This is a genomic window from Thermomicrobium sp. (genome assembly GCF_053493975.1).
Window position 1 is genome coordinate 1 of sequence record NZ_JBRBZA010000069.1, and the last position, 20855, is coordinate 20855.

General features: G+C 65.7%; 17 protein-coding genes and 1 tRNA gene. 10 read left to right on the plus strand and 8 right to left on the minus strand.

Annotated features, from left to right (window positions below; all coding sequences use genetic code 11):
* Positions 1-80: 80 nt before the first annotated feature.
* Positions 81-164, minus strand: a tRNA-Ser gene (locus ACWIVK_RS11110).
* Between the two features lie 1017 nt (positions 165-1181).
* Here ACWIVK_RS11110 and ACWIVK_RS11115 point away from each other — a divergent pair.
* Both ACWIVK_RS11115 and ACWIVK_RS11120 read left to right on the plus strand, forming a co-directional pair.
* Positions 1182-3524 carry a hypothetical protein gene (locus tag ACWIVK_RS11115; protein ID WP_448576770.1) on the plus strand — a complete coding sequence of 781 codons (2343 nt, stop codon included), beginning with the start codon at positions 1182-1184 and terminating at the stop codon, positions 3522-3524.
* 85 nt (positions 3525-3609) lie between these two features.
* Positions 3610-5199 (plus strand): helix-turn-helix domain-containing protein, encoded by a 1590-nt coding sequence (locus ACWIVK_RS11120; protein ID WP_448576771.1) that lies wholly within the window; start codon positions 3610-3612, stop codon positions 5197-5199.
* On the opposite strand, the gene ACWIVK_RS11125 is transcribed toward ACWIVK_RS11120, so the two are convergent.
* Complete coding sequence (locus ACWIVK_RS11125; RefSeq protein ID WP_448576772.1) at positions 5193-5603, minus strand: PRC-barrel domain-containing protein; 411 nt, start codon at positions 5601-5603, stop codon at positions 5193-5195. The genes ACWIVK_RS11120 and ACWIVK_RS11125 overlap by 7 nt on opposite strands.
* 105 nt (positions 5604-5708) lie before the next feature.
* Here ACWIVK_RS11125 and ACWIVK_RS11130 point away from each other — a divergent pair, with 105 nt between their 5' ends.
* On the plus strand, positions 5709-7427 hold the full coding sequence (locus tag ACWIVK_RS11130) for a CAP domain-containing protein (RefSeq protein WP_448576773.1): 1719 nt from the start codon (positions 5709-5711) through the stop codon (positions 7425-7427).
* A 54-nt stretch (positions 7428-7481) separates the two neighbouring features.
* The gene (locus ACWIVK_RS11135; protein WP_448576774.1) at positions 7482-7976 is read left to right on the plus strand and encodes a GAF domain-containing protein; all 495 of its coding nucleotides are present in this window, start codon (positions 7482-7484) and stop codon (positions 7974-7976) included.
* Here ACWIVK_RS11135 and ACWIVK_RS11140 read toward each other — a convergent pair.
* The 4 genes from ACWIVK_RS11140 to ACWIVK_RS11155 are packed head-to-tail and all read right to left on the minus strand — an operon-like array spanning position 7952 to position 11132.
* Complete coding sequence (locus tag ACWIVK_RS11140; RefSeq protein ID WP_448576775.1) at positions 7952-8773, minus strand: glycerophosphodiester phosphodiesterase; 822 nt, start codon at positions 8771-8773, stop codon at positions 7952-7954. The genes ACWIVK_RS11135 and ACWIVK_RS11140 overlap by 25 nt on opposite strands.
* Complete coding sequence (locus ACWIVK_RS11145; protein WP_448576776.1) at positions 8761-9411, minus strand: phosphatase PAP2 family protein; 651 nt, start codon at positions 9409-9411, stop codon at positions 8761-8763. The genes ACWIVK_RS11140 and ACWIVK_RS11145 overlap by 13 nt, the downstream gene beginning before the upstream one ends.
* Positions 9412-9433: 22 nt before the next feature.
* On the minus strand, positions 9434-10396 hold the full coding sequence (ispH, locus tag ACWIVK_RS11150; RefSeq protein ID WP_448576777.1) for a 4-hydroxy-3-methylbut-2-enyl diphosphate reductase: 963 nt from the start codon (positions 10394-10396) through the stop codon (positions 9434-9436).
* A complete protein-coding gene (locus ACWIVK_RS11155; RefSeq protein ID WP_448576778.1) occupies positions 10377-11132 on the minus strand; it encodes an HAD family hydrolase in 756 nt (251 codons plus the stop codon). The genes ispH and ACWIVK_RS11155 overlap by 20 nt, the downstream gene beginning before the upstream one ends.
* Positions 11133-11237: 105 nt before the next feature.
* Here ACWIVK_RS11155 and ACWIVK_RS11160 point away from each other — a divergent pair, with 105 nt between their 5' ends.
* Positions 11238-12998 carry a cellulase family glycosylhydrolase gene (locus ACWIVK_RS11160; protein WP_448576779.1) on the plus strand — a complete coding sequence of 587 codons (1761 nt, stop codon included), beginning with the start codon at positions 11238-11240 and terminating at the stop codon, positions 12996-12998.
* Here the strand turns inward: ACWIVK_RS11160 and rfbD are convergent.
* Positions 12937-13779 carry a dTDP-4-dehydrorhamnose reductase gene (rfbD, locus tag ACWIVK_RS11165; RefSeq protein ID WP_448576780.1) on the minus strand — a complete coding sequence of 281 codons (843 nt, stop codon included), beginning with the start codon at positions 13777-13779 and terminating at the stop codon, positions 12937-12939. The genes ACWIVK_RS11160 and rfbD overlap by 62 nt on opposite strands.
* 105 nt (positions 13780-13884) lie before the next feature.
* On the opposite strand from rfbD, the gene ACWIVK_RS11170 reads away from it, so the two are divergent.
* The 3 genes from ACWIVK_RS11170 (at position 13885) to ACWIVK_RS11180 (ending at position 16688) form a co-directional block, all read left to right on the plus strand.
* Complete coding sequence (locus ACWIVK_RS11170) at positions 13885-14712, plus strand: deoxyribonuclease IV (protein WP_448576785.1); 828 nt, start codon at positions 13885-13887, stop codon at positions 14710-14712.
* 147 nt (positions 14713-14859) lie between these two features.
* Positions 14860-15954: a sensor histidine kinase gene (locus tag ACWIVK_RS11175; RefSeq protein WP_448576781.1), complete on the plus strand. Its 1095-nt coding sequence runs from the start codon at positions 14860-14862 to the stop codon at positions 15952-15954.
* Entirely contained in the window at positions 15951-16688 is a 738-nt protein-coding gene (locus tag ACWIVK_RS11180) for a response regulator (protein ID WP_015922611.1), read from the plus strand. Before ACWIVK_RS11175 ends, ACWIVK_RS11180 begins: the two co-directional genes overlap by 4 nt.
* On the opposite strand, the gene mutL is transcribed toward ACWIVK_RS11180, so the two are convergent.
* Complete coding sequence (gene mutL, locus ACWIVK_RS11185) at positions 16685-18466, minus strand: DNA mismatch repair endonuclease MutL (protein WP_448576782.1); 1782 nt, start codon at positions 18464-18466, stop codon at positions 16685-16687. The genes ACWIVK_RS11180 and mutL overlap by 4 nt on opposite strands.
* Positions 18467-19096: 630 nt before the next feature.
* Between mutL and ACWIVK_RS11190 the strand changes: the two genes are divergently transcribed.
* Both ACWIVK_RS11190 and ACWIVK_RS11195 read left to right on the plus strand, forming a co-directional pair.
* On the plus strand, positions 19097-19867 hold the full coding sequence (locus ACWIVK_RS11190) for an RDD family protein (RefSeq protein WP_448576783.1): 771 nt from the start codon (positions 19097-19099) through the stop codon (positions 19865-19867).
* 528 nt (positions 19868-20395) lie between these two features.
* Positions 20396-20855, plus strand: a 460-nt coding sequence (locus tag ACWIVK_RS11195; protein WP_448576784.1) for an ABC transporter substrate-binding protein, incomplete at its 3' end; no start/stop codon positions are given.

The following is a 20855-nucleotide window of genomic DNA, read 5'->3' on the forward strand; positions in this document are numbered from 1 at the left end:
GCGAGTTTTGCTCACCCCAATCGCTTAGCAGGCGACCCCTTTCGACCTCTCAGGCACCTTCCCGTCTACGAGCACCTGGGCGGAGAGGGAGGGATTCGAACCCCCGAGGCTCATCGCCTTGCCGTTTTCAAGACGGCCGCCTTCAACCACTCGGCCACCTCTCCACACAGCACGCTCGGAAGCACCAGCGCTGCTCGAGCGTGAGGCTCACTACGCAAGTATAACAGATCAACGATCCACGCTTCCAGCGAACCAAAACAATCCAGCACAGTCGCCCCGAACCGACCGTGCGCTCCTCCAACGGTCGCACGACGAAAGAGAGGAGCCCGGACGACTGGCCGAGCACGTCGCTGCAGAACAGCGTTTTCGGCCATCGTGGGGACGATGATCGTCTGGCCGAGGAGTCCAGCCGTGGCGAGCAGGGCGTTCGCGGTGTGCGCTGCGCACGGTGGCCGGCAACAGTCCGGTCGACCGATGGCGCTCCCGTCAGTGCTCGGCCGCATCCGTTCGTCGCCGCGAGGAATCGTCGCGGCAGCCATCGCCACACGGTCGAGCATGTCGGATCCCGAGAGGGGTTGGCAGTTGCACACGACCAGGTGCGCGAACGCTGCGAGCGAGACCCCTTGCGGCTTCGGTAGGATCGCTGAGTACTCACCACGCGTTTCGGGCCAGGCCCAGGTTCAGCGGGTTCGCATCGTCTCAGCAAGAGCGCTGAGGGGCAGCACAGCAGTTATCTCCCGCATGAGCCGCGCCGGGTGCATGTTTCGGCAGCACCGGTGAGGACTCGCAACGCCACCGACGGCCTCGCTGTATGCTGGACGCCTCGTGTTTCGAGAGCACCGGAATAGCGAGGGAACGCAGCACCAGAACGGCCGTTAGCCTAGAAGCCGATCCGTCCCAGCAGAACCGATGCCGCCGTGCGACCTCCCCCGGCCTTCTTCTGCTCCGCCCTCGATCGTCTTCTCGCCACTCGCTCGGTAGCAGCGAGACCAACGCGCCTACGCACTCGCCGCCCGATCGCTGCTGGTGCCGGGTAGCGACCGGCGGGGCAGTCCTGTGCTCGAGCGTTCCCTATCTTGACACGGCGCTTCTCGCTCAGTACGATCGCCAGGGCATTCGGTGAGTTGTGCGGGGCGCGCGTCCGCTGGGCGAGCGCCCGTCCAGGGTGGGAAAGGCTCGCCATGCGGATAGTTCGGTTCTTCGTGTCGCTCCTCCTCTTCTGCGCGCTCGTCGTTCCACCCGTCGCCGCCCAGGAGAGTGAGCCCGATTCGCCGCCGGTTCTGCTGTTCCCCTTCGTCCCCAATGGCGAGCACTACGGTGATACCGGCCCCTGGTACGGCACGCTCGTCCTCCAAAATCCCGAGTCGGTCCCGCTCGCCGTCGAACTCCGCACTACGGGCGGTCAACTCCTCCGCACGGTCACGGTCGATTCCCATGCCCATGCGATCGTCCCGCCCAGCCAACTCTTCAGCGGTCCCTGCCGCCAATACCCCGCCACCGTGCGCATCCATGAACTGGACGGTATCGACCGGATCCGCCTTCCCACCGCCATAGCCGTCGACCGGATCGAGATCGCCGGCTTCCGCGAGGGGATCGATTTTCGCTGGGGCGCCCTCGCCGACGAGGTTTGGATCGATTGGTCGCTCCCCGGCTGGGAACCGACCGCACCCTACATCGTGCTGGTCATCGACTGCCCTGATGGGCAACCGGTCGCGCTGCATCTCGTCGCCCCCAGCAACGCGCTTCAGAGCGACGCTGACTCCTGTGTCGCGCTCACCCGCGCCATCGAGCTTTCCGCCGTGAAGGGCGTCCTCGACGGCGCGGACAGTGTTCTGCTCCCGAAGGGGATCGGCCCCATCACTGCGGTCGAGGTGCGCTATGGACCACGCTACTGGGCGAGCTTGGGCCTCGGCGATCCCAGTGCCCTCGATACCAGTACTCGCTGGCAGGCCACGGTGAGCGGTAGCGCCATCACCATCCAGTGGGGAGCAACGCCCGGCGATGACGACGGCCAGATTCCGGCCGGAGCGCGCTACTCGGTGATCGTCCACGCTCAGGAGGTCGCTTGTCGCCAGCCGCGCTTCGCGGCGCTGCTGCTCCTCACCAGCGGTGCTCCCGCCAGTTCGACCGGCTCGCTGAACGGCGCAGCCATCGCTTCCAGTCTTCCCGCGATCGCTCCTGCCCGGACCGGGGTGACGGTGGTCCCCTTCGTGCAGCGGAACAACGGTTGGACCACCGTGCTCCACCTGGCCCACGCCAGCGAGCGGAGCTGTCCAATCCAGGTCGAGCTCTACGGGCGCCGCGGTGACCTCGTCTGGTCGGGTAGTCAGACGCTCGAGAGCGGCCAGGTGTGGCATCTCGATCTGCGGACGCTCACGCTGCCCAGCGACTTCACCGGCAGCGCGTGGATCCGCAGCAGCTGCGGCCCCCTGGCCTTTGCCGACCGCCTCAAGCCCAGTCACCAACTCGCCGTGAGCACGGCCGCCGTCGATCCAGCCGAATCGACGAAAAGCCTCGTCCTCCCGTTGGTCTACGCCAACCACAGTGGCTGGAACACCGGCATCGCCCTCACCAATCTGGCGAACGCCCCGGTCACCGTCGACCTCGCCTATCGCGATGCCTCGGGGACGGTCCTCCGCAGCGAGCGGCACACCCTCCGACCGCGCGAACACGAGGTGTTCTACCGGCCCGAGCTCTATCCAGGTAACCTACCGCCTGGGTTCCGGGAACTCGCAGCGCTCAGCGTTACCGCCGATGGTCCGGTCGCACTGATCGGCGATGCAGTGAAGTACCAGGCAGGATCCGGCAAGGCGCTGACGCTGCCGGCAGTAGCACCCCTCGATCCCGGCATCTCCCTGCTCTTTCCGCTCGCCACGACCGACCTGCCACCCGAGCTCGGCGACGCGACCGGATTGACGATCGCCAACGCCGCGACAGCACCCGCTCCCACCACCATCGAACTCTGGTCACTAGGCGCGCCGGTCCCCGTGCGCTTCGAGCTTGCCATTCCCGCCCAGGGCTTCGCCGTCCTCTATCTCCCGGAACAGCTCCGCGTCACGTCCCGTTTCACCGGGACGGCCATCGTTTCGGCAGCGACTGGTCGCTTGGTCGCCAGCGGCACACACGTGAACGCGACCGTGCTCGCCGATGGCGCGACCGGGACGCCGCTCGCTCCCGGCTGGTCAGCACCGGTCCTGGGAACGAGCCTTCTCCCCACGTGGGACGCGACCGGTCCGGGAATCGACTTCAGCGTGCGTGCGGCGGGGCTGCCCAACACCCCGCTTCTCCTCGAGATCATCGACGAGACGGCTGATCTCGATACCGATCCAGCCTGTACCAGCTCGAGCCCGCTTCGAGCGAGCGGCGCCGGAACCCTCCAGGTCTCGCTCTACACCTGTGCACTCGATCCGGTGCAGCCGCCCACTGTTCGCGTGCGTCTCTGGTGGGATCGCGGTCCGCTCGCTGGCGCACTCGATTCCGGCGACGAACTCCTGGTCGAACGAGTCGTGGCACTGCCGCGCTGAGGGAGACGCCGGAACGTGCTACACTGCAGCTCGGCTGGCAACGGCGCCAGCCGGAGTGGTCGGCGATGACGCCGCTGGGAGCACGATGGCTGAACTGATTCTCCGCGATCTCTGCCGCTGGGATCGGCGCTTCGTTCTCGCTTGCCCTCCCGGCCTCTCCGAGGAGAGCGCCCTCGAGCGTCCCATCTCCTGGGCGATCAGCGTGCGGGCTGCTCCACCATTCTTGCCGCCACCGCGCGGCGACGAACTCGTCATCCTGAGCGGCCGGATCCTGCGCGAGATCCAGGCCTCCGGACTGGCTGAGGCCGACGACCTCCTGGAGACGCTCGCCGAGGCGCCGATCGCTGCGCTCGTCACCGAACCGAACCTGATCGAGGAACCGGTCGGCTCGCTGCCGATCCTCCTCTTTCCTGGTCCTCTCCCGCTCGATTTGGAGTCGACGCTCAACCGCTTGCTCACCGAGCAGCGGCGAGCACTCTACCGGCTTTCCACCGAACTCACCCGCGAGCTTTCGCGCGCCGCGCTGAGTGGCGGGCTCGACGCGGTGCTCCAGGCCGCCGCCCTCGCGAGCAATCGCTCGCTCCTGCTCCAGGACAGCGAGGGCCGCCTGCTCACCGCCGCTGGTTCGACACCTACCCCAACTCCTCCCACCGCGCTCACCCAGGCACGAACGCATCCTGCGACACGTCTTCTGAGCGAGTCGCGGGGCGAGCGCTTGCTGACAGCCATCGCCGCCGGAGGTCGGGTCGCTTATCTGTCGCTCCTCGCCGAGGCGGGCGAGACGACGGAGCGGGATCGCCTCGTGCTCTCGCTGCTCGCCGGCCTGTGCGCCAGCCTCTTGGCCCAGGAAAGCCGCACAGCACGCCCCACTCCGCTGAGTCAACTGGTCGCTGATCTCTTGCTCGGGCGGGTCAGCGAGAGCACGCTCCCCCTCGTCGCTCAGCGAATCGGCCTCGGTCCGAACCAGCCGGTGATCGTCGCGCTCTTCGCTGCCAACGAGCCAGAGGCAGCGGAAGGCATCCTCCGTCGCATCCTGGAGCCGAGCGCCCGCGACCGCCTGACTCCCTTGGGCGACACCATGGCGTTTTTGCTGACGGAGGAAGAGGCAATAGCGATCGAGAACCGGGCACGCGGCCTAGTACGCTCGACCTTCCCCGAACGCCTGACGCTTCTCCCACCCCGGTTCGCGGATCCATCGGTGCAGAGTCGGCCAGCATGGTTCCTCGTCTTCGCCGAGCCAGTCCCTCACCTGCGCGCGGTCCCGCAAGGACTGCGCCAGGCTCGCTTCCTGGCTGGCCTGATCCGCGAGGGAGCCCTGCCTAGTCCAGTCGCTCGCTTCGATACGCTCGCCGATACCGGCCCCTTCGCCTTCCTCTACGCACTCTGGGGAGAAAACCGAGCCGCGAATCTTGCCCGCTCCCTGTTGGGCCCGCTCCTCGGGGAGGACGAGCGAGCCCAGGAACTCCTGCGCACGCTGGCCGCCTTCCTCGCCTGTGGAAGCGCTTCGGAGGTCGCCGCGCACCTCGGGATACACCGCAACACGGTCGCCTATCGCTTGGCGCAGATCAGCGAGCTCACTGGTCGCAATCTGGCCGATCCGCGCGACCGGCTGCTCTTGCATCTGGCGCTCATGCTCGTGAGCATGCCACCCGCTGAGCCGCCAGTCGCTCAGTGAGCGCGACGCCGCGGGACACGGAAACCGAGTTCGGCGGCCGAGCGGGCGAGGACGACCCGCTCCAGCGAGACGACCTGGACATCGCGTACCGGAATCCGTCGCCAGCCCAGCGGGATGGGCAGCCTGCCGACCAGGAAGGTGCCGGCACCGAGCGGTACCGCATCGTCGGGTGCACTGGCATAGCCTTGTCTGGCTGATTGGGTGGTCGGGCCAGGATTGCCGAGCGGACCGGTCGGCTGCGGACCGAGTCGTTCGCCCGATACGCGGCTCCCCTCGGCTGAGGAAACCGGACGAGGACGGCCCACGAGTGGGCCGAACTCGACGCGTCGCACCGTGCCGAGATAGACCCCGTCGCGAGTAAAGACATCCATCCCGACGCGGATATCGCGTACATCGAACGTCATGCCAGCTCTCCAGCGAGACTGATCGTGACCGATGGGTCAGGACGGCCATGCCGCCGTGGCGTAGTATAAAGAAGCACCGTATCGGTCGAGGGAAGGGGGATCGGGGTGCACAGGCAGCGTTGGGGGCTTCGCCGAGTCGGTTCTCGCCTCCTCCTCGTCGCGATCGTCATCGCGAGCCTTCTGCCCAGCACGATCGCGCAGGCAGCGAGCGACGAGGCGGCGCTCGCCCTGGAGCGCATCAACCGCTGGCGCGCCTGGAGTGGGCTGAATCCGCTCGTGCGTTATCCTGCATTGGATGCCGCGGCCCAGGCCCATGCGCGGTACTATTTCCTGAATGTCGGTGATCCCGATCTAGCGGGAATGGGGCTTCATCGCGAAAAGCCGGGGAAGCCCGGCTTTACCGGAGAGGACATCCTCGCCCGCGCCCAGGCCCAGGGATACAGGGGATCGGTCAACGAGAACATCGCCTTCACCGGCTCGCTCGTCGCTGCTGCCGAGGCCTTTCTCGGCACAGTGAACCATCGCTTGCCGCTCCTCGATCCACGCTATCAGCACATCGGTTTCGGGGCGGTCAATGAGGGCAACGTGCGGATCGAGGTATTCATGGTGGGGACGCTCGGCGACTGGACCGAGCAGGCCAGCCCGGAGTGGGTCATTTGGCCGCTCGACGGGATGACCGGCGTACCTACCCACTTCTGGGGCGAGGCACCCAACCCGTTCCCCGGCACCACGTATCCGATCGGTTATCCGATCACGGTCAAATACTTCGGCCCGGGCGACGTCTCCTTCGCGCGCGGCGAGATTCGGCGCGAGGGACAGATCGTCCTCAGTCACTTCGCCACTGGATCAGGATGGCTCAGCCGACGCTCGGCGTTCCTCGCCGCCACGGAACCGCTTCGAGCGGGTACGAGCTACCAGTACGTGATCGAAGGCACTGCCGACGGTCGCCCCTTCCGGCTGACCGGTACCTTCCGGACAGCAGCACGAGTGGGCGAGGAACTGACACCTGGGTCACCGTCGCTCGCTCTTCCGGTTCCACCAGGCCTCGCCTCTACCCCAGCCGTCATTCAACAACAGTGGCGAGCGACCGATGGGCCGGTCGCGAGCGGCCAGCGTGCTGGCTGGACCTTCGGCCCCGATGCCTGGGCCACTCGTTGGGAGCCCTATGCCGAGTCGCCGGGTGGACGCCGCCAGGTCGTCTATTTCGACAAGGCGCGCCTCGAGATCACCGATCCGGGAGGCGATCCTGCTTCCCCGTGGTTCGTGACCAGCGGATTGCTCGTCAGCGAGATGGTGCTCGGTCGCATCGCGATCGGTCAAAACCGCTTCACGGAGCGCTCCCCAGCTCGCGTGCCGCTCGCCGGTGACCCCGCACCGCAGAATCCTGATGCCCCGACCTACGCCAGCCTGCGTCCCCATTCGTCGCTGGCATCCGGCGTCCACGCACCGAACCGGACCGGCCAGCCGATCCGCGAGATCCTGTGGCGCGACGGCACGGTCACGAGCGACGACTCCCTGGTCAGCTTCGGCGTGACCGTCGCCGCCTATGACGAAGTGACCGGCCACAACATCGCCCGGCCGTTCGTCGACTGGCTCAGCCAGCAGCCCTGGGACCCCCTGTACGTCATCGGTCGACCCATCGCTGACCCGTATTGGGTACGCGTGCGGGTGAGCGGCGAACTCCGCTGGGTGCTGGTCCAAGCATTCGAACGCCGCATCCTGACCTACACACCGGACAACGATCCCGGCTGGCGAGTGGAAATGGGCAACGCTGGCCGGCACTATTACGAGTGGCGCTACGGCACGCCGGCGCCAGCAGGGTGAAGCGGTGTGCTCTCCTGACCGGCAGTCAGTGACGATCGAGAGGAGCGAGTAGGGATGAGCCAAGCGACGCGCGACGCCATCCTGCAGCAAGTGCGGCAGACGCTCGAGGCCCGCTTGGCCCTGAGTGACCAGATTCCACAACTTGCCGAGGATGTCTGCCGCATCCTCGAGCGGACGGTTCCCTGGTACGACTGGGTCGGCATCTATCTCGTCGATGGTGAAGAACTGGTGTTAGCTGCCTGGTCAGGGCCCGCAGCCACGGAGCATGTGCGGATTCCGATCGGCCAGGGCATTTGCGGGGCCGCCGCTCGCGAGGGACAGACCATCATCGTTCCGGACGTCCGCCAGGATCCACGCTATCTCCAGTGCTTCCTCTCGACCAGATCGGAAATCGTCGTCCCGATCCGGCGGGGTGAAGACGTGATCGGCGAGATCGACATCGACAGCGATCAGCTGGCCGCCTTCGACGAGAAGGATCGCGCCCTCCTGGAATGGCTGGCCAGTGAACTCGCCGAACGGCTCCCTCACCACCGTGCGAGCGCTGCCTGACCGAAAAGCTCGTCCCAGGTGCTCGCCGGTGCTGGATAAGCCTGCCGCTTGGCCAGTGCCTCGAGAAGCTGCTGGGGAACATCGGTCGTCACGGCGCGAACGCCAGCACGCAGCGCGCGGAGCGCCTCGCGCGGATCGTTCACGGTCCACGTCGTCACTTGCCAGCCTTGCCGACGCAACCAGCGGGTCAACCATGGCGTCACGACCCGGTGCTGGAGCGCCACGACATCAGCCCGCGCCAGCCGCAGAGTGAACGCTAACTGGACGGCCATGAGCGAGCGCATGGGGAAGGCGCTTCGTCCGGCGACCCGCCGGGGAAAGCGCGTGAAGGCGTGCCCGTGCGAAAGACCGCGCAGAGCGGTCGGGAGCGAGAGCGCCAAACGGCGGAGGCTGGCCGCGTGCTGGCTCGTGATATAGACCCGCTCCGGATGCCCCCACCGCTCCACGATCGTCACCAGTCGCCGCTCGAAGCCGCTCCCTTTGAGGTCGAGATTGACGAGGGCCTGCTCGCCGAATTCTTGGAGAAACTCTTCCACCGTCAGGAGCGACGGAATGGCCACCCGCAATGCCGCCAAGCTCGCTTGCCGCACCACGAGTCGGCCACCACCCGGTAACGGCACCACACCATCGTGCAACAGCACCAGTGCCCCATCCGCGGTTTGCCGGACATCGCACTCCAGCGCTGGCGCCCCAGCCGCCAGTGCGGTCCGGAAGCTCTCGGCCGTATTGTCGCCCGGCGAACTTCCTGCCCCCCGGTGGGCGATGACCGTGAAGGAACGATCGATCACGCTTCGCATGACTCAGCTCGCTCACCCGCGCACCGCAGGAGCCGCACCAAGCCGTACCAACTCCCCCCCAAGAGATACCCACCGATCACATCGGTCAGCCAGTGGTGACCGAGATACATCCGAGAGAGTCCCACCGTTGCCACCAGCAGGCCAGCACAAGCGAGCAGCAGGCCACGCACCCATGCCCAGGGTGCGCGCTCAGCCAAGACGGTCAGCGCTGCTAGCCAAAAGGCCGTGTAGGTGACGACATGCCCGCTCGGATAGCTCGCATCACGCGGTTGCCTGACCGGGACGGTGATGGAGGGATGATTCGGGCGTGGGCGCCGGACCAGGCGTTTGGTCAGGAAACTGACCGTGCTCGCTGTCCAGGTCGAGAGTAGTTGGAAAGCCACTCTTCGTTGGCCCCGCCACCAGAACACGGCGATCACTGCACCCGGGAGCAACACGCTCTGCGGCGGGAAGCCGAGCCAGCTCACCCAGTGCAGGAAGCGACCGAGCGTCGGTGGAATGCCCGTCTGGAGCCGACGCAGCAAAGCCAACTCGCAAGAGGACTCGGGATGCCGACGCACCCAGAGCGCCAGCAGCACGTAAAGCAGGAGAGTACCTGCGAGCGCGAAGACTCCTGGAACTCGACGCCGGCAGTCCATACCGCTCTCGCACTGCCCCTCGCTATTCGGCGAAATCGTCGAGATCTGGCGCCTCGTAGCGCCACAAGCGTTCGGGGCGCTGGTAACCGAGCGCTGCCAAGTGATCGACCACCGCGAGCACGACCTCGTCAGGCGTCGAGGCACCCGCCGTCACCCCGACTACCCGCTTCCCCTCGAGCCACGCACGGTCGATTTCCTCTGGTCGCTCGATGTGGTAGCTGGGAACACCACAGGCACGGCCGACTTCGGCGAGGCGCGCCGTGTTGGAACTCTTCTTTCCACCCACTGCGAGCAGGACATCGACTTCGCGAGCGAGCGCGCGCAACGCTTCCTGGCGCTCCCACGTCGGTTGACAGATGGTGTTGACGATCCGGATCTCGCCCCCATGCCGGGCTACCCAATTGGCCAGGCCGAGCGCGAAGGCCAAGAACTCGTCCGTCTGCTTGGTCGTCTGACTGACCACCGCGACCTTGCGGGGCGGCGCGACGACACCCGGCGTGCCGCGCGGCCCGTTCCACGGCAAATCCTCCAGATGCTTGGCCGCAAATGCCCGTGAGGTTCCGGCCCAACCGAGCACGCCACGCACCTCAGGGTGGTGGGCATCGCCGTAGACGACGAGAAAGTAGCCCTGACGCACCAGCTTCTCGGCCAGGCGCTGTACCTTGGTCACCAGTGGGCAGGTCGTATCGATCAGCTCCAGTCCAGCGTCACGAGCTTCCGCCGCACGCTGCGGTCCCGCCCCGTGCGCCGTGATCGCCACGCGCCGGAAGCCGCGCTCCAGCGCTTCGCTCACCGAGCTGACCGGCTCGATCCCTTGGACCTTCAGCCGTTCGACGACTTGCGGATTGTGAATCACGTCACCGACCGTCGCGATCGGGCCAGCTTGGGCGGCCTGCTGGATGATCTCCAACGCTCGGCGCACACCCCAACAGTAACCCATGACTTCCGCGAGGACGATTCGCTTCTCACACGTCGCTACGGTCATCGTCGCCTCCTCGCGAACGCGCCGTTCCCCGTTTCTCACCGAGTATACCGCTGAGGAAATGCGCTCTCCCGCTGCTCGCCCATTCCTCCAACTCCTGATAGAGCTCCCACAGGGAAACCACCCCGAAGTGCGGCTCCACTTCCCCCTGCCAGGCTTGACCGTACCGGTTGCACCAGACACTGGTGAGCCCAGCACGCTGTGCTCCAGCGACGTCGTTCACCGGATGATCACCCACGTACAGCGCCTCTTCCGGTCGCACACCCGCCAGCCGGAGCGCATGGTGGAAGATCGCCGGGTCCGGCTTGGCCACACCGATCTCCTCCGAGACGACGACGATCGGGAACAAGCGCTCGATTCCCAGCCGGGCCAGCTTGGCCCGCTGGATCGCGCTCGGTCCGTTCGTCACCAACCCGGTCAAGACACGACGCTGGATCGCCCTGACGGCCGCAACGCTGTCCGGAAAGAGCGAAAGTCCCAAGAACCGGTCGCGCGCATAGACCGCCGATGCGCGTTCCAGCCACGCGGGATCGGCGCATCCGGCCACCTCCAGTGCTCGCTGCACTCCCTCCCAAGTGTGGCTCGGCTGAGCCAGCGCCAGCGCCACGATCGCCTCGCGTTCCAGGGAAAACACCTCGTCGGGAAGAGCGGACAGCGCGGCCTCTACCCGGAGACGGAACGAGCTCCGGTGATCGCATAGGGTATCGTCGAGATCGAATAGGACGAGCCGGATCGGCATGCCGCTTCTCTTTCCCTCCCAAGCCTACGGTGTCATGGCAGGATCGACCAGCGAGCAGGCCACGCGCGAGCGGTTATCCTCTCTGCGAGGACGGTAGAGCACGCGATGGTGCGCTGGTTCGCTGCGCTCGCTGACCGGTACCAGAACGTGTGGCTGGTGGCGCTCCATGCGTTCGTCATCCTCGGCCTGGTCGCCAGCATCCCCGCCAACATCGTCGCCTCTCGAACGATGACGCGTGGGATCGAAACCGGTGAGCAGGCGGTACCGATCGCGCACACCGACGTCAATCCCTTGGGAATCAATACCTTCCTGCAGGCCGAGCCCGATCCGAACAAAGTCGCGCAGATGCTGGACATGATCGCCGCTGCCGGCTTCAGCTACATCCGCCAGCCGTTTTTCTGGTACGAGATCGAGCCGGAACCGGGTGTCTTCTGGGACAGGAAGTGGAACGTCAGCACCTGGGAGAAGTATGACCGGATCGTGGAACTGGCTCGTCAGCGGGGCATCGAGATCATCGCTCGCCTCGACAAGCCTCCCCGCTGGGCACGCGCCGGCCAGCCGAACCTCGACCAGTGCCCGGATGGTCCTCCGACCCATTACGAAGACTACGCTCGCTTCGTCGAGACGGTCGTCACCCGTTACCGAGGAAAGGTCCGCTACGTTCAGATTTGGAACGAACCCAATCTGCGGAACGAGTGGGGTTGCCAACCGATCGATCCAGCCGCCTTCACTCGGCTCCTCGCGCTCGCTTATCAGGCCGCCAAGCGTGCCGATCCCGCTGTGCTCGTCCTGATGCCGGGGCTGGCTCCCACCGATCAAACCGGGCCGGAGAACTTGAGCGACCTCCTCTTTTTGGAGGGGATGTACCAGGCAGGCGCCGCCCCTTACTTCGATATCGCCAGCGCCATGGTCTACGGCTACGGTTACAGTCCCGCTGACCGGCGGGTCGAGTTCGCCCGCAACAACTTCTCCCGCGTCATCCAGACGCGGGAGATCATGGTGCGCTACGGCGATCACGCCAAGCCACTCTGGGTCGCCGAATACAACTGGGTCGCCTTCCCACCCGATTGGCAGGGACTCCCCTCCGTCTGGGGACGACCAGTCACCCTCGAGCAACAGGCGCGCTACCTCTATGAGGGATACCTGCGCGCCCAGCGTGAGTGGCCGTGGGTCGGAGTACTCTGTGTCTGGTACTTCCGCTGGTGGCTTCCGCCCGATGATCCAACGAACGCTGCTGATCCGACGCGCGGCTTCGCGATCGTGGAATGGGATCTCACGCCTCGTCCGGCCTTTCAGCTCCTCGCCCACGCTCGCCCCATCCTCGACCGCGCGTGGACCGGAGCCTACGCGGCGGACAGCCGGTACTGGCAGGCGAGCGAGGGCTGGAAACGTCGCGCGACGCCAGCTGGCCAGGCTTGGGTACCACAGAACACCGCGGGGACGCTCGAGTTCCTCTTCGGCGGGCCGCGCGTCGACCTCACCGTGCTACCTGGTACCCACATCAGTGTGCAAGTCGACGAGCGTCCACCACGCGTCCTCGCGAACACCAGCGCGCGGCCACAGCGGATCACCGCCGCAGCCGGGCTCGCCGATAGCCCTCATACCTTGATCATCCGTCCCCTGTCACCGCAAGGGGGGATCCTGCAGGCCAACGTCATCCGCCGACCGTTCGTCCTGGATGCGCTCCCGTACGCCCTCGGCGCGACCGGGACCGTGCTCGCGCTCAACGTGGTCTCGCTGGCCTGGACGCTCGGCCGACTCGCCGCACGTCGCCGCAGGGTTGCCTCGCTGGCCGTTCCATCGCTCAGGCAGAGCGGAGCGGGGCCAAGCAGCGAGCGAGCGCGTCGCGCCAGTCGGGGAGGATGATACCCAGCGCCGGCGCTGCTAGGCTCGTCAAGACTCCGTTGCGCGGTGGACGAGCCACCCGGCGGAACTGGCTCGCCGGAATCGGCTCGACTGGCACGCCGAGTCCGAGCGTCTCCAGCACCGCGACCGCCCACTCGTACCAGGAAGCCTTCCCAGCGTTGACGAGATGATACGTCCCATAGACCGGTTGGACGACCAGTTGCCAGATCGCTTTCGCCAGATCGTCCACGAAGGTGGGGCTCCCGTATTGATCGGCGACCATCCGCAAGCGTGGTTGCTCCCGCGCGAGTCGCAGGACGGTCGTGACGAAGTTGCGCCCGTGCGCGTCGTAGAGCATGGCCGTCCGCACGATGTAATGCCGCGGGCAGAGTGCACGGACGACCTCCTCGGCCGCCAGCTTGCTCGCCCCGTACACGCTCAAGGGATGTGGTCGCGCGAACTCGTGATACGGCTCGTCCTGCTCTCCGTCGAAGACATAATTGGTGGAAATCGCGACCAGCGCTGCCTCGGTAGCCGCGCAGGCCGCTGCGACGTGTTGCGTGCCCAGTGCGTTGACGCGCCAGGCCCGTTCCGGGTGCTGCTCACAGCCATCGACATCGGTCCAGGCTGCACAATGAATGACGAGCGTCGGCTCGATCCGAGCGAGCACCGCCCGCACGGTGAAGGGATCGGTCACGTCGCACTCGGCCGCCCCCAGCGCGATCACCTCGGTGTGTGCTGGAGCAGTGCGCACCAGCGCCCGACCCAGTTGGCCACGTCCACCGGTGATGAGGACGCGCACCACCGACCTCCGTAGACACCGTCGGTTACTATAGCCTGGGCGAGCGACCTCGGAGAGCGTTCGCGGACGAGGAGGAAGGAGCAGTCCGTGCGGTTCGGAGCGCACATGTCGATCGCCGGAGGAGTCGATCGGGCCATCGACCGAGCCATCGAAATCGGTTGTGAAGCTGTGCAACTGTTCACCAAGAGCAGTAACCAGTGGAAAGCCCGGCCGCTCACGCCGGACGAGATCGCCCGCTTCAAAGAGAAGGCAGCCCGCTACGGTCTGCCGACCGTCGCGCACGACAGCTACCTCATCAATCTCGCGAGCCCGGACGATGCCCTGTGGGAGAAATCGATCGCTGCATTCCGCGAAGAACTGGAACGCTGCGAGGTCCTCGGTATTCCCTACCTGGTCACGCACCCCGGAGCGTTCGGCGAGGCAGGGCTCGAGTTCGGTATCCGACGCGTCGCCGAAGCGCTCGATCGACTCCACGCCGATCTGCCCGGCTACCGCGTGATGACGTTGCTCGAGACGACAGCTGGCCAAGGTTCGAGTCTCGGGTACCGCTTCGAACAGCTCCGAGCGATCGTCGAGCGAGTTCGCGAGCCGGAACGCGTCGGCTACTGCTTCGACACTTGTCATGTCTTCGCCGCCGGGTACGAACTCCGCACGCCCGAGGGTTACCGCGCCACCATGGACGAGTTCGACCGCATCCTCGGTTTGGATCGGCTCTTCGTCTTCCACCTCAACGATTCCAAGCGAGAGTTGGGTTCGCGCATCGATCGACACGAGCATATCGGTCAGGGGAAAATCGGTCTCGAGGGATTCCGTCTTCTCGTCAACGATCCGCGTTTCGCCGAGCATCCGGGACTGCTCGAGACCGAAAAGAGCCCCGATCTCCACGAGGATGTGGAGAACTTGCGCATCCTGCGCAGTCTGGTTGCCTCCTGAAGAGAGACCTATCCGGCGAGCATAGCCGACAGGAGCGAGTCGAGAATGGTATGATGAGGATGCGGCAGCGACCGGAACCGACTCGGTACACTCGAAAGTAGGCTCTGTTGGCTGACCGTCTGGGACTTCCAGAAAGCGGTGAGGTTCGTGACGGAAAGCGTCGAGCAGATTCTGAGCGATCTTTCGCGGGAAGCCGAGGAGGCGATCCTCGCTCTCGAGCGTCACCTGCACGGGATTCGGAGCCGAGTCGACGCGCTGACGAGCGAACTCGAGCAGCAGCGCCTGCGCATGCAGCTGCACGTCGAGGAGCGGCTCGTCGATTCGGGCGGGAAGCTGACGGAGGACGAGCTCCACACCTTGCGGTCCTTCGAGGATACGCTGGCCAGTCAACTGGCACGAGCCCAGGCAGTAGGCCGGCAACTTGCCGGGTTTCTGCAGCTTTTGGCAGTCAGCCGCCAGCAGCTCAGCGGCAGCGGGACTTTGCCCGATCTAGAGGCAGCCAAAGATCTGCTCGTCCGACAAGCGATGGTGCGTGCGCAGGAAGAGGAGCGCCGCCGTTTGGCGCGCGAAATCCACGACGGCCCGGCCCAAGTTCTGGCGAACGCCATTCTGACGATCCAGTACCTGGCGCGACTGATCGAGCGCGGTGAGATCACCAAGGAAGAGCTGCGCCAGGAACTGGATCGCGTCGAAGCGATCCTGCGCGCGGGGCTGAGCGAGACCCGCCAGTTCATGTTCGCCCTCCAACCGACGACGCTCCAGCAGCACGGCTTGCTCCGCACGCTCGCGCTGTACCTGGAGACGTTGCGTCGGCACTTTCCCGCTCAACTCGTCGTCGACCTTCCCGAAGCGCTTCCGCCGCTCACTCCCGAGCAGGAACTCGCTGCCTTCCGGGTGATCCAGGAAGCACTGCACAATGTCCAACGCCACGCCCATGCCAGTCACTGCTGGCTAAGGATTTTCGTTCATCCGTCCGAAATAGTCATCGAGGTGGCGGACGATGGGCAAGGCTTTCGTCCTGGTGCCGTCGTTCCGACCTCGAGCGGTGGGTTCGGCTTGCAGGGGATGCGTGAGCGCGCCGAACTCGTCGGCGGCCAGCTCGAGATCCAGAGCGAACCCTCGCGCGGCACGACGATCCGGTTGCACCTCCCGATCGCAACGGCCCACGGCGCGGAAGGGGTCACGACCGGAACAGCAGAGGAACGTGCACCGATCGAGGAGCAGAAGGAGCGGATCGCATGAGCCCGATCAACATCCTCATCGTGGACGATCACCCGCTCTTCCGGAGCGGTATCCGCTGGAGCCTGGAGCAGAACCCACAGTTCGTCATCGTCGGCGAGGCAGCTGACGGGAGCGAGGCACTCCGCTTGGCCGACGAACTCTCGCCGGACGTCATCCTGGTCGACCTCAGCCTTCCCGGCATGAACGGATTAGAAGTCGCCCGAGCACTCAAGCGCCGGCAACCGCAGGCTGGCGTGATCATCCTCACCATGCACCAGGACGACGAGCAACTGTTCAATGCCATCCGGGCCGGTGCCTCGGCCTACTGCACCAAAGACATCGAGCCTGAACAACTGATCGATGTCATCACCCGCGTCGCTCGCGGCGAATATCTCATCAACGAGATGGTTCTCTCACGACCCTTCGTCGCCTCGCGAGTCCTCGATCAGTTCCGCGAACTCTCCCGCCTCGACCGCACGTCGAGCGGCTTCTTCTCTCCCTTGACCCCGCGCGAGATCGAGATCCTCGATTGTGTGGCCCGTGGGTACAGTAACAAGGAAATCGCTCAAGCGCTCAACATCAGCGACCAGACCGTCAAGAACCACATCACGTCGATCCTGCGCAAGTTGGCGGTCAACGACCGTACCCAGGCAGTGATCTATGCTCTCCGCCACGGTTGGATCAAGCTGGAGGATACCGAGGACAGTCTCCCTGGCCCTGCCCCCAGTTTCGGTCGCGAGCGCGGACGACGCTAACGTCGGCTGAATTGCCGCTCGAGTTCCTCGGTACTCAGATGAACCACCGTCGGACGCCCATGCGCGCAGGCGTTGGGGACGCGGCACTGCTCGAGTTGGCGAATGAGTTCGCGCATCTCGGGCAGCGACAGCTCCTGTCCCGCACGGATCGCTGAGTGGCACGCCGTGCTGATGGCCACGCGCTCGAGCGGGGTTGCACCGCGCCCACCCGCCGCGAGGTCGTCGAGCACAGCGACGAGAACCTGTTCGATATTGCGTTGAACGATTGCCGGAACCGCCCGAACAGCGACCGCAGCCCCACCGAAGGGCTCGAGTTCCCAGCCGAGTTGGACCAGCGCGTCGCGGTAGCGCTCGACGGTGGCCAGTTGCACTGGAGAAAGCTCGAGAACCAGCGGCTCCAAGAGCGCTTGCTGCTCGACACCACGCGCCTCCAGCTGCGCGAGCAGCCGATCCAGCAGGATCCGCTCATGCGCGGCATGCTGGTCGATCAGATACATACCGTCCGGCCCCTCGGCGATGATGTAGGCTTGCCGAACTTGCCCCAACACGCGCAGGACCGGCAACCAGCTCGTCGAGTCGCCCGAGCGAGCGCTCGATGGGGAGTCGACCAGTTGCTCAGGCGTACCAGAGCGACTGCCCCCCAAATCCCGCGTCGGATCGGCAACCTGGAGGCGACGTTGCACGACTGACGGCGACAGCGGGCTGAACGTCACCGGTGGCGGCGGCTGTTCCGGCAGGTGCGTCAACAGGGTGCGGCGGACTGCCTCGTACACCGCAGCCGCCACCGCTCGCTCGTCGGCGAAACGCACCTCGCGCTTGGTCGGATGGACATTGACGTCGACTCGATCCCCAGGCAGTGATACTGCGATGACCCCGACCGGATAGCGTCCGACCGTCGACAAGGTGTGATAGGCCTGCTCGATCGCTGCCACGAGCGTGCGGCTCTCGACCCAACGCCGATTGACCAGCACGAACAACGCTTGCCGGTTGGGGCGAGACACGCGAGGAAGACCGACTGCCCCCTGGACCACGACCTCGCCCACACGGTACTCCTCGAGCCGGAGCATCTGTGTCGCTGTCTCGGCTCCGTACACCCCGATCAGCGCATCGAGGAGATCACCGCTCCCGCTGGTCGCCAGCACCGTTCGTCCGTCGTTCGTGAGTTCGAACCGCACTTCCGGATGAGCCAGAGCCAGCGCGGCCAGCGTGCGCTGGATGAGAGCGGACTCGGTCGCATCCTGCCGCAAGAAACGCCGTCGAGCCGGAACATTGGCGAAGAGATCGCGAACGGTCACCACCGTTCCCGGTGCAGCCCCGATCGGCTCGACCCGCCCGGGGCGGCCGAAACGAACGAGCAACCGCGCCCCGTAGGGGGCATCCGGCACCCGCGAGACGATCTCGCACTCGCTGACCGCGCTGATCGCAGCCAATGCCTCACCGCGGAATCCATAGCTCGCGAGTCTCGCCAAGTCCTCGAAGCGATGCAGCTTGGAGGTAGCATGCCGCTCGACCGCCAGCGATAGCTCGTCCGCTGGAATCCCCGTCCCGTCATCCTGGACACGGATCGACTCTCGGCCACCCGCGACGATCTCGACACGGATCGTCCGAGCCGCCGCATCCAACGCATTCTCGACCAGCTCCTTGACGACCGATGCCGGTCGCTCGACGACTTCCCCGGCAGCGATCCGTCGAACGGTCGCTTCGTCCAGCCGGACGATCGGCATGACGACGTTCCCCCTCGTGCCAGTATACCGCCCAGGCAGCAAAGCGACCGGCACGAGCGCTCCCGGCCACGCGGAACCCGGTCGAGGGCCTCGGTCCGCACCTTGGTGAGACCTGCCGAGCGGTTCACCCGCTTGCCGGTGCAATCTTTTTGCGGCAGAATACGCATTAGGGAGAGGCAACGAGCGACGACCGAGGGGTACGAGTGCACCAGCGGACGATCACGGTCAACTTCAGCCACATCGAGAGTACCAAGATCTTGATCCCCACCCTCGAAGCATTGTTACTGCGCGTTCACGAACTCGTTCAGGATGCCGCGGACGAGCCCCCGTATGCGCGCTGGGTGCGCGAAACGGCCTATGAGCTGCTGGCTGCACTCCGGCAACAGCTCAGTGCCGTCCGCTGGGGCGAGGGGCTCCTGAAAGTCGAACTGGATCCCGATCGGGTGGGACTGCTGGCGGCAGCGCTCGGGGGCCTGCGGCGCCGGATGGAGATGACTGACCGGGAGAGCACCGCATCCGCGCTCACCGTGACGCGCCAGCGACTCTGGTTGACGATACCTTTCGAGTTTCCGGTGACCTGGTGGCTGAGTCACGATGTCGTCCGAGGCGAATTGCTCCCCCCTTCTGCGAGCGTCGTCCGCCCGTGCTGGCGATGCCAGCGAGCGATCGCATGCCGAGCGCATCTTGCGCAGTACCGAACGGGTACTAGGCCTGAGCGACTCCGAGGTCCTTCGCCTGGAAACGCCGCTCGCCGACTTGGCCTGGTTGGCGACCTCGGTCGAGCGGACCCCATCGGCCCGGCGCCTCCACGGCCTCCTGGAGCACCTCCTCGACCCGCTCGTCCAGGAACGTTACCGCACCTCTCGTGCGGGTCAGCGCGAGCGTGCCACCGACCAGTCGCAAGCCCGTTCTCCCTCACCCGGTGGAGGTGAGCCAACAGCGCACAGCCGGAACCGAGCAGCAACCGATGCTGCCTCCCGCCCGCCACCAGCGACTGCCGCGCCGGGACAGCCGGGTCCGGTGCTGCGGCGGATCGCTGCCGGCGTACTCGATGGAGTCATGTCCTCGGCATTCTCGCTCCTTTTGGCCTTTTCTTTGAGTGTCTTGTTCGTCGGTGAGTCGCCCGGGCTCGTCGTTCTTCCGGCAGGCGTCTACGATGCGCTCAGCTCGCTGATCGGATTCGCGCTTACGATTGGTGTCCCCTATGCCTACTGGGTTTATCCGATCGGGCGGTGGGGCGCGACCTTGGGCAAGCGAGCCTTCGGTCTCAAGGTGGTCGATCGACGAGGCGAGCCACCGGGACAGGCCAAGGCACTCGGCCGAGCGATGATCCTCGCGCTGCTCGGTTGGCTCGCCCTCTTGCCCTGGTGGCCGGTTCTCTTCCGGACCGATCGACGAGGGCTGCACGACCAAGCGGCGGACGTCTGGGTCATCGATGAATGGCGGACGAACTGAGCGGCAATCCAGCGCTGAGGGCGCACCCTCCTTCTCCGAGTCCGGCACGGCAGCAGCGGTCGCGACCTGGGGCAGCGGAAACCAGACCGAGGCAGAAACCGGGTGCAACCCAGCGTGGCTTGGCAGGACGACCAAGGACTGAACGGCCCGACGTCGAGCGTTGACGAACGTCGCCAACCTCGTTCACCCTGCCAATCGCTTGGACCTACCTGCGTTTTCACTCGTTCCTGGCTCTCTTCGACCTGCTTTCCCAAGCCCCTCGACAGCACATGGACTGTCCCTCGGCAACCCAAGGCGGCGATTACCAGTTGAGTGGACCGCCACCTCGACAACACATGGGCTGTCGATCGGCAACCCGAGCCATGCTCCACGCGAAGCGAGCAGCGCGCGGCGGCCATGTCCGTTCGGAACAGCTCGCTGTTCCAAAGCTGCAGAATCTTGACAACTGAAGTTTTCTCGCTTAAGATCTGAAATAGAGTTTCCACCTGCGGAGCCGATCCAGGTCAGTCGTCGAGGAGGATGGATTCGATGCAAACCTTGACGCGCCGGCAACTGCTCGGCTCGATCTCCGGCACCCTCGCCTCCGCACTCGTCGTTGCTTGTCGTGGTGGTCAGCAGCGACCATCGCCGAGTCCTGCGGCGATCGTCGAGCCGACACCGACCAACACTCCGGCGGCAATGCCCACCGCAGTGATGAACGTCACGCCGACTCCGACCCAAGAAGCAGTCCGGCGAGGCGGGATCCTCCGCATGAATCTGCCCGGAGATCCCGCGAACCTGGATCTCCACCAAGCGACCACGAGCACTGACCTCTGGTGCGTGGCACCCTGTCTGGAAACACTCCTCGAGTTCGATCCCAACGACCAGACCAAGATCCTGCCTGATCTCGCCATCCGCTGGGACATCTCGAGCGATGGCCTCACGTACACCTTCTTCCTGCGCCAGGGTGTCCAGTTCCACGATGGCAGCCCCTTCACCAGCAAGGACG

What these genes read in the sequence shown, in the direction of transcription:
- ACWIVK_RS11145 (WP_448576776.1), bottom strand. Translation starts at nt 9,411, where the DNA reads ATGGACTGCCGGCGTCGAGTTCCAGGAGTCTTCGCGCTCGCAGGTACT.
- ACWIVK_RS11120 (WP_448576771.1), top strand. Translation starts at nt 3,610, where the DNA reads ATGGCTGAACTGATTCTCCGCGATCTCTGCCGCTGGGATCGGCGCTTC.
- ACWIVK_RS11140 (WP_448576775.1), bottom strand. Translation starts at nt 8,773, where the DNA reads ATGCGAAGCGTGATCGATCGTTCCTTCACGGTCATCGCCCACCGGGGG.
- ACWIVK_RS11180 (WP_015922611.1), top strand. Translation starts at nt 15,951, where the DNA reads ATGAGCCCGATCAACATCCTCATCGTGGACGATCACCCGCTCTTCCGG.
- ACWIVK_RS11115 (WP_448576770.1), top strand. Translation starts at nt 1,182, where the DNA reads ATGCGGATAGTTCGGTTCTTCGTGTCGCTCCTCCTCTTCTGCGCGCTC.
- ACWIVK_RS11160 (WP_448576779.1), top strand. Translation starts at nt 11,238, where the DNA reads ATGGTGCGCTGGTTCGCTGCGCTCGCTGACCGGTACCAGAACGTGTGG.
- ACWIVK_RS11125 (WP_448576772.1), bottom strand. Translation starts at nt 5,603, where the DNA reads ATGACGTTCGATGTACGCGATATCCGCGTCGGGATGGATGTCTTTACT.
- ACWIVK_RS11135 (WP_448576774.1), top strand. Translation starts at nt 7,482, where the DNA reads ATGAGCCAAGCGACGCGCGACGCCATCCTGCAGCAAGTGCGGCAGACG.
- ACWIVK_RS11155 (WP_448576778.1), bottom strand. Translation starts at nt 11,132, where the DNA reads ATGCCGATCCGGCTCGTCCTATTCGATCTCGACGATACCCTATGCGAT.
- ACWIVK_RS11170 (WP_448576785.1), top strand. Translation starts at nt 13,885, where the DNA reads ATGTCGATCGCCGGAGGAGTCGATCGGGCCATCGACCGAGCCATCGAA.
- ispH (WP_448576777.1), bottom strand. Translation starts at nt 10,396, where the DNA reads ATGACCGTAGCGACGTGTGAGAAGCGAATCGTCCTCGCGGAAGTCATG.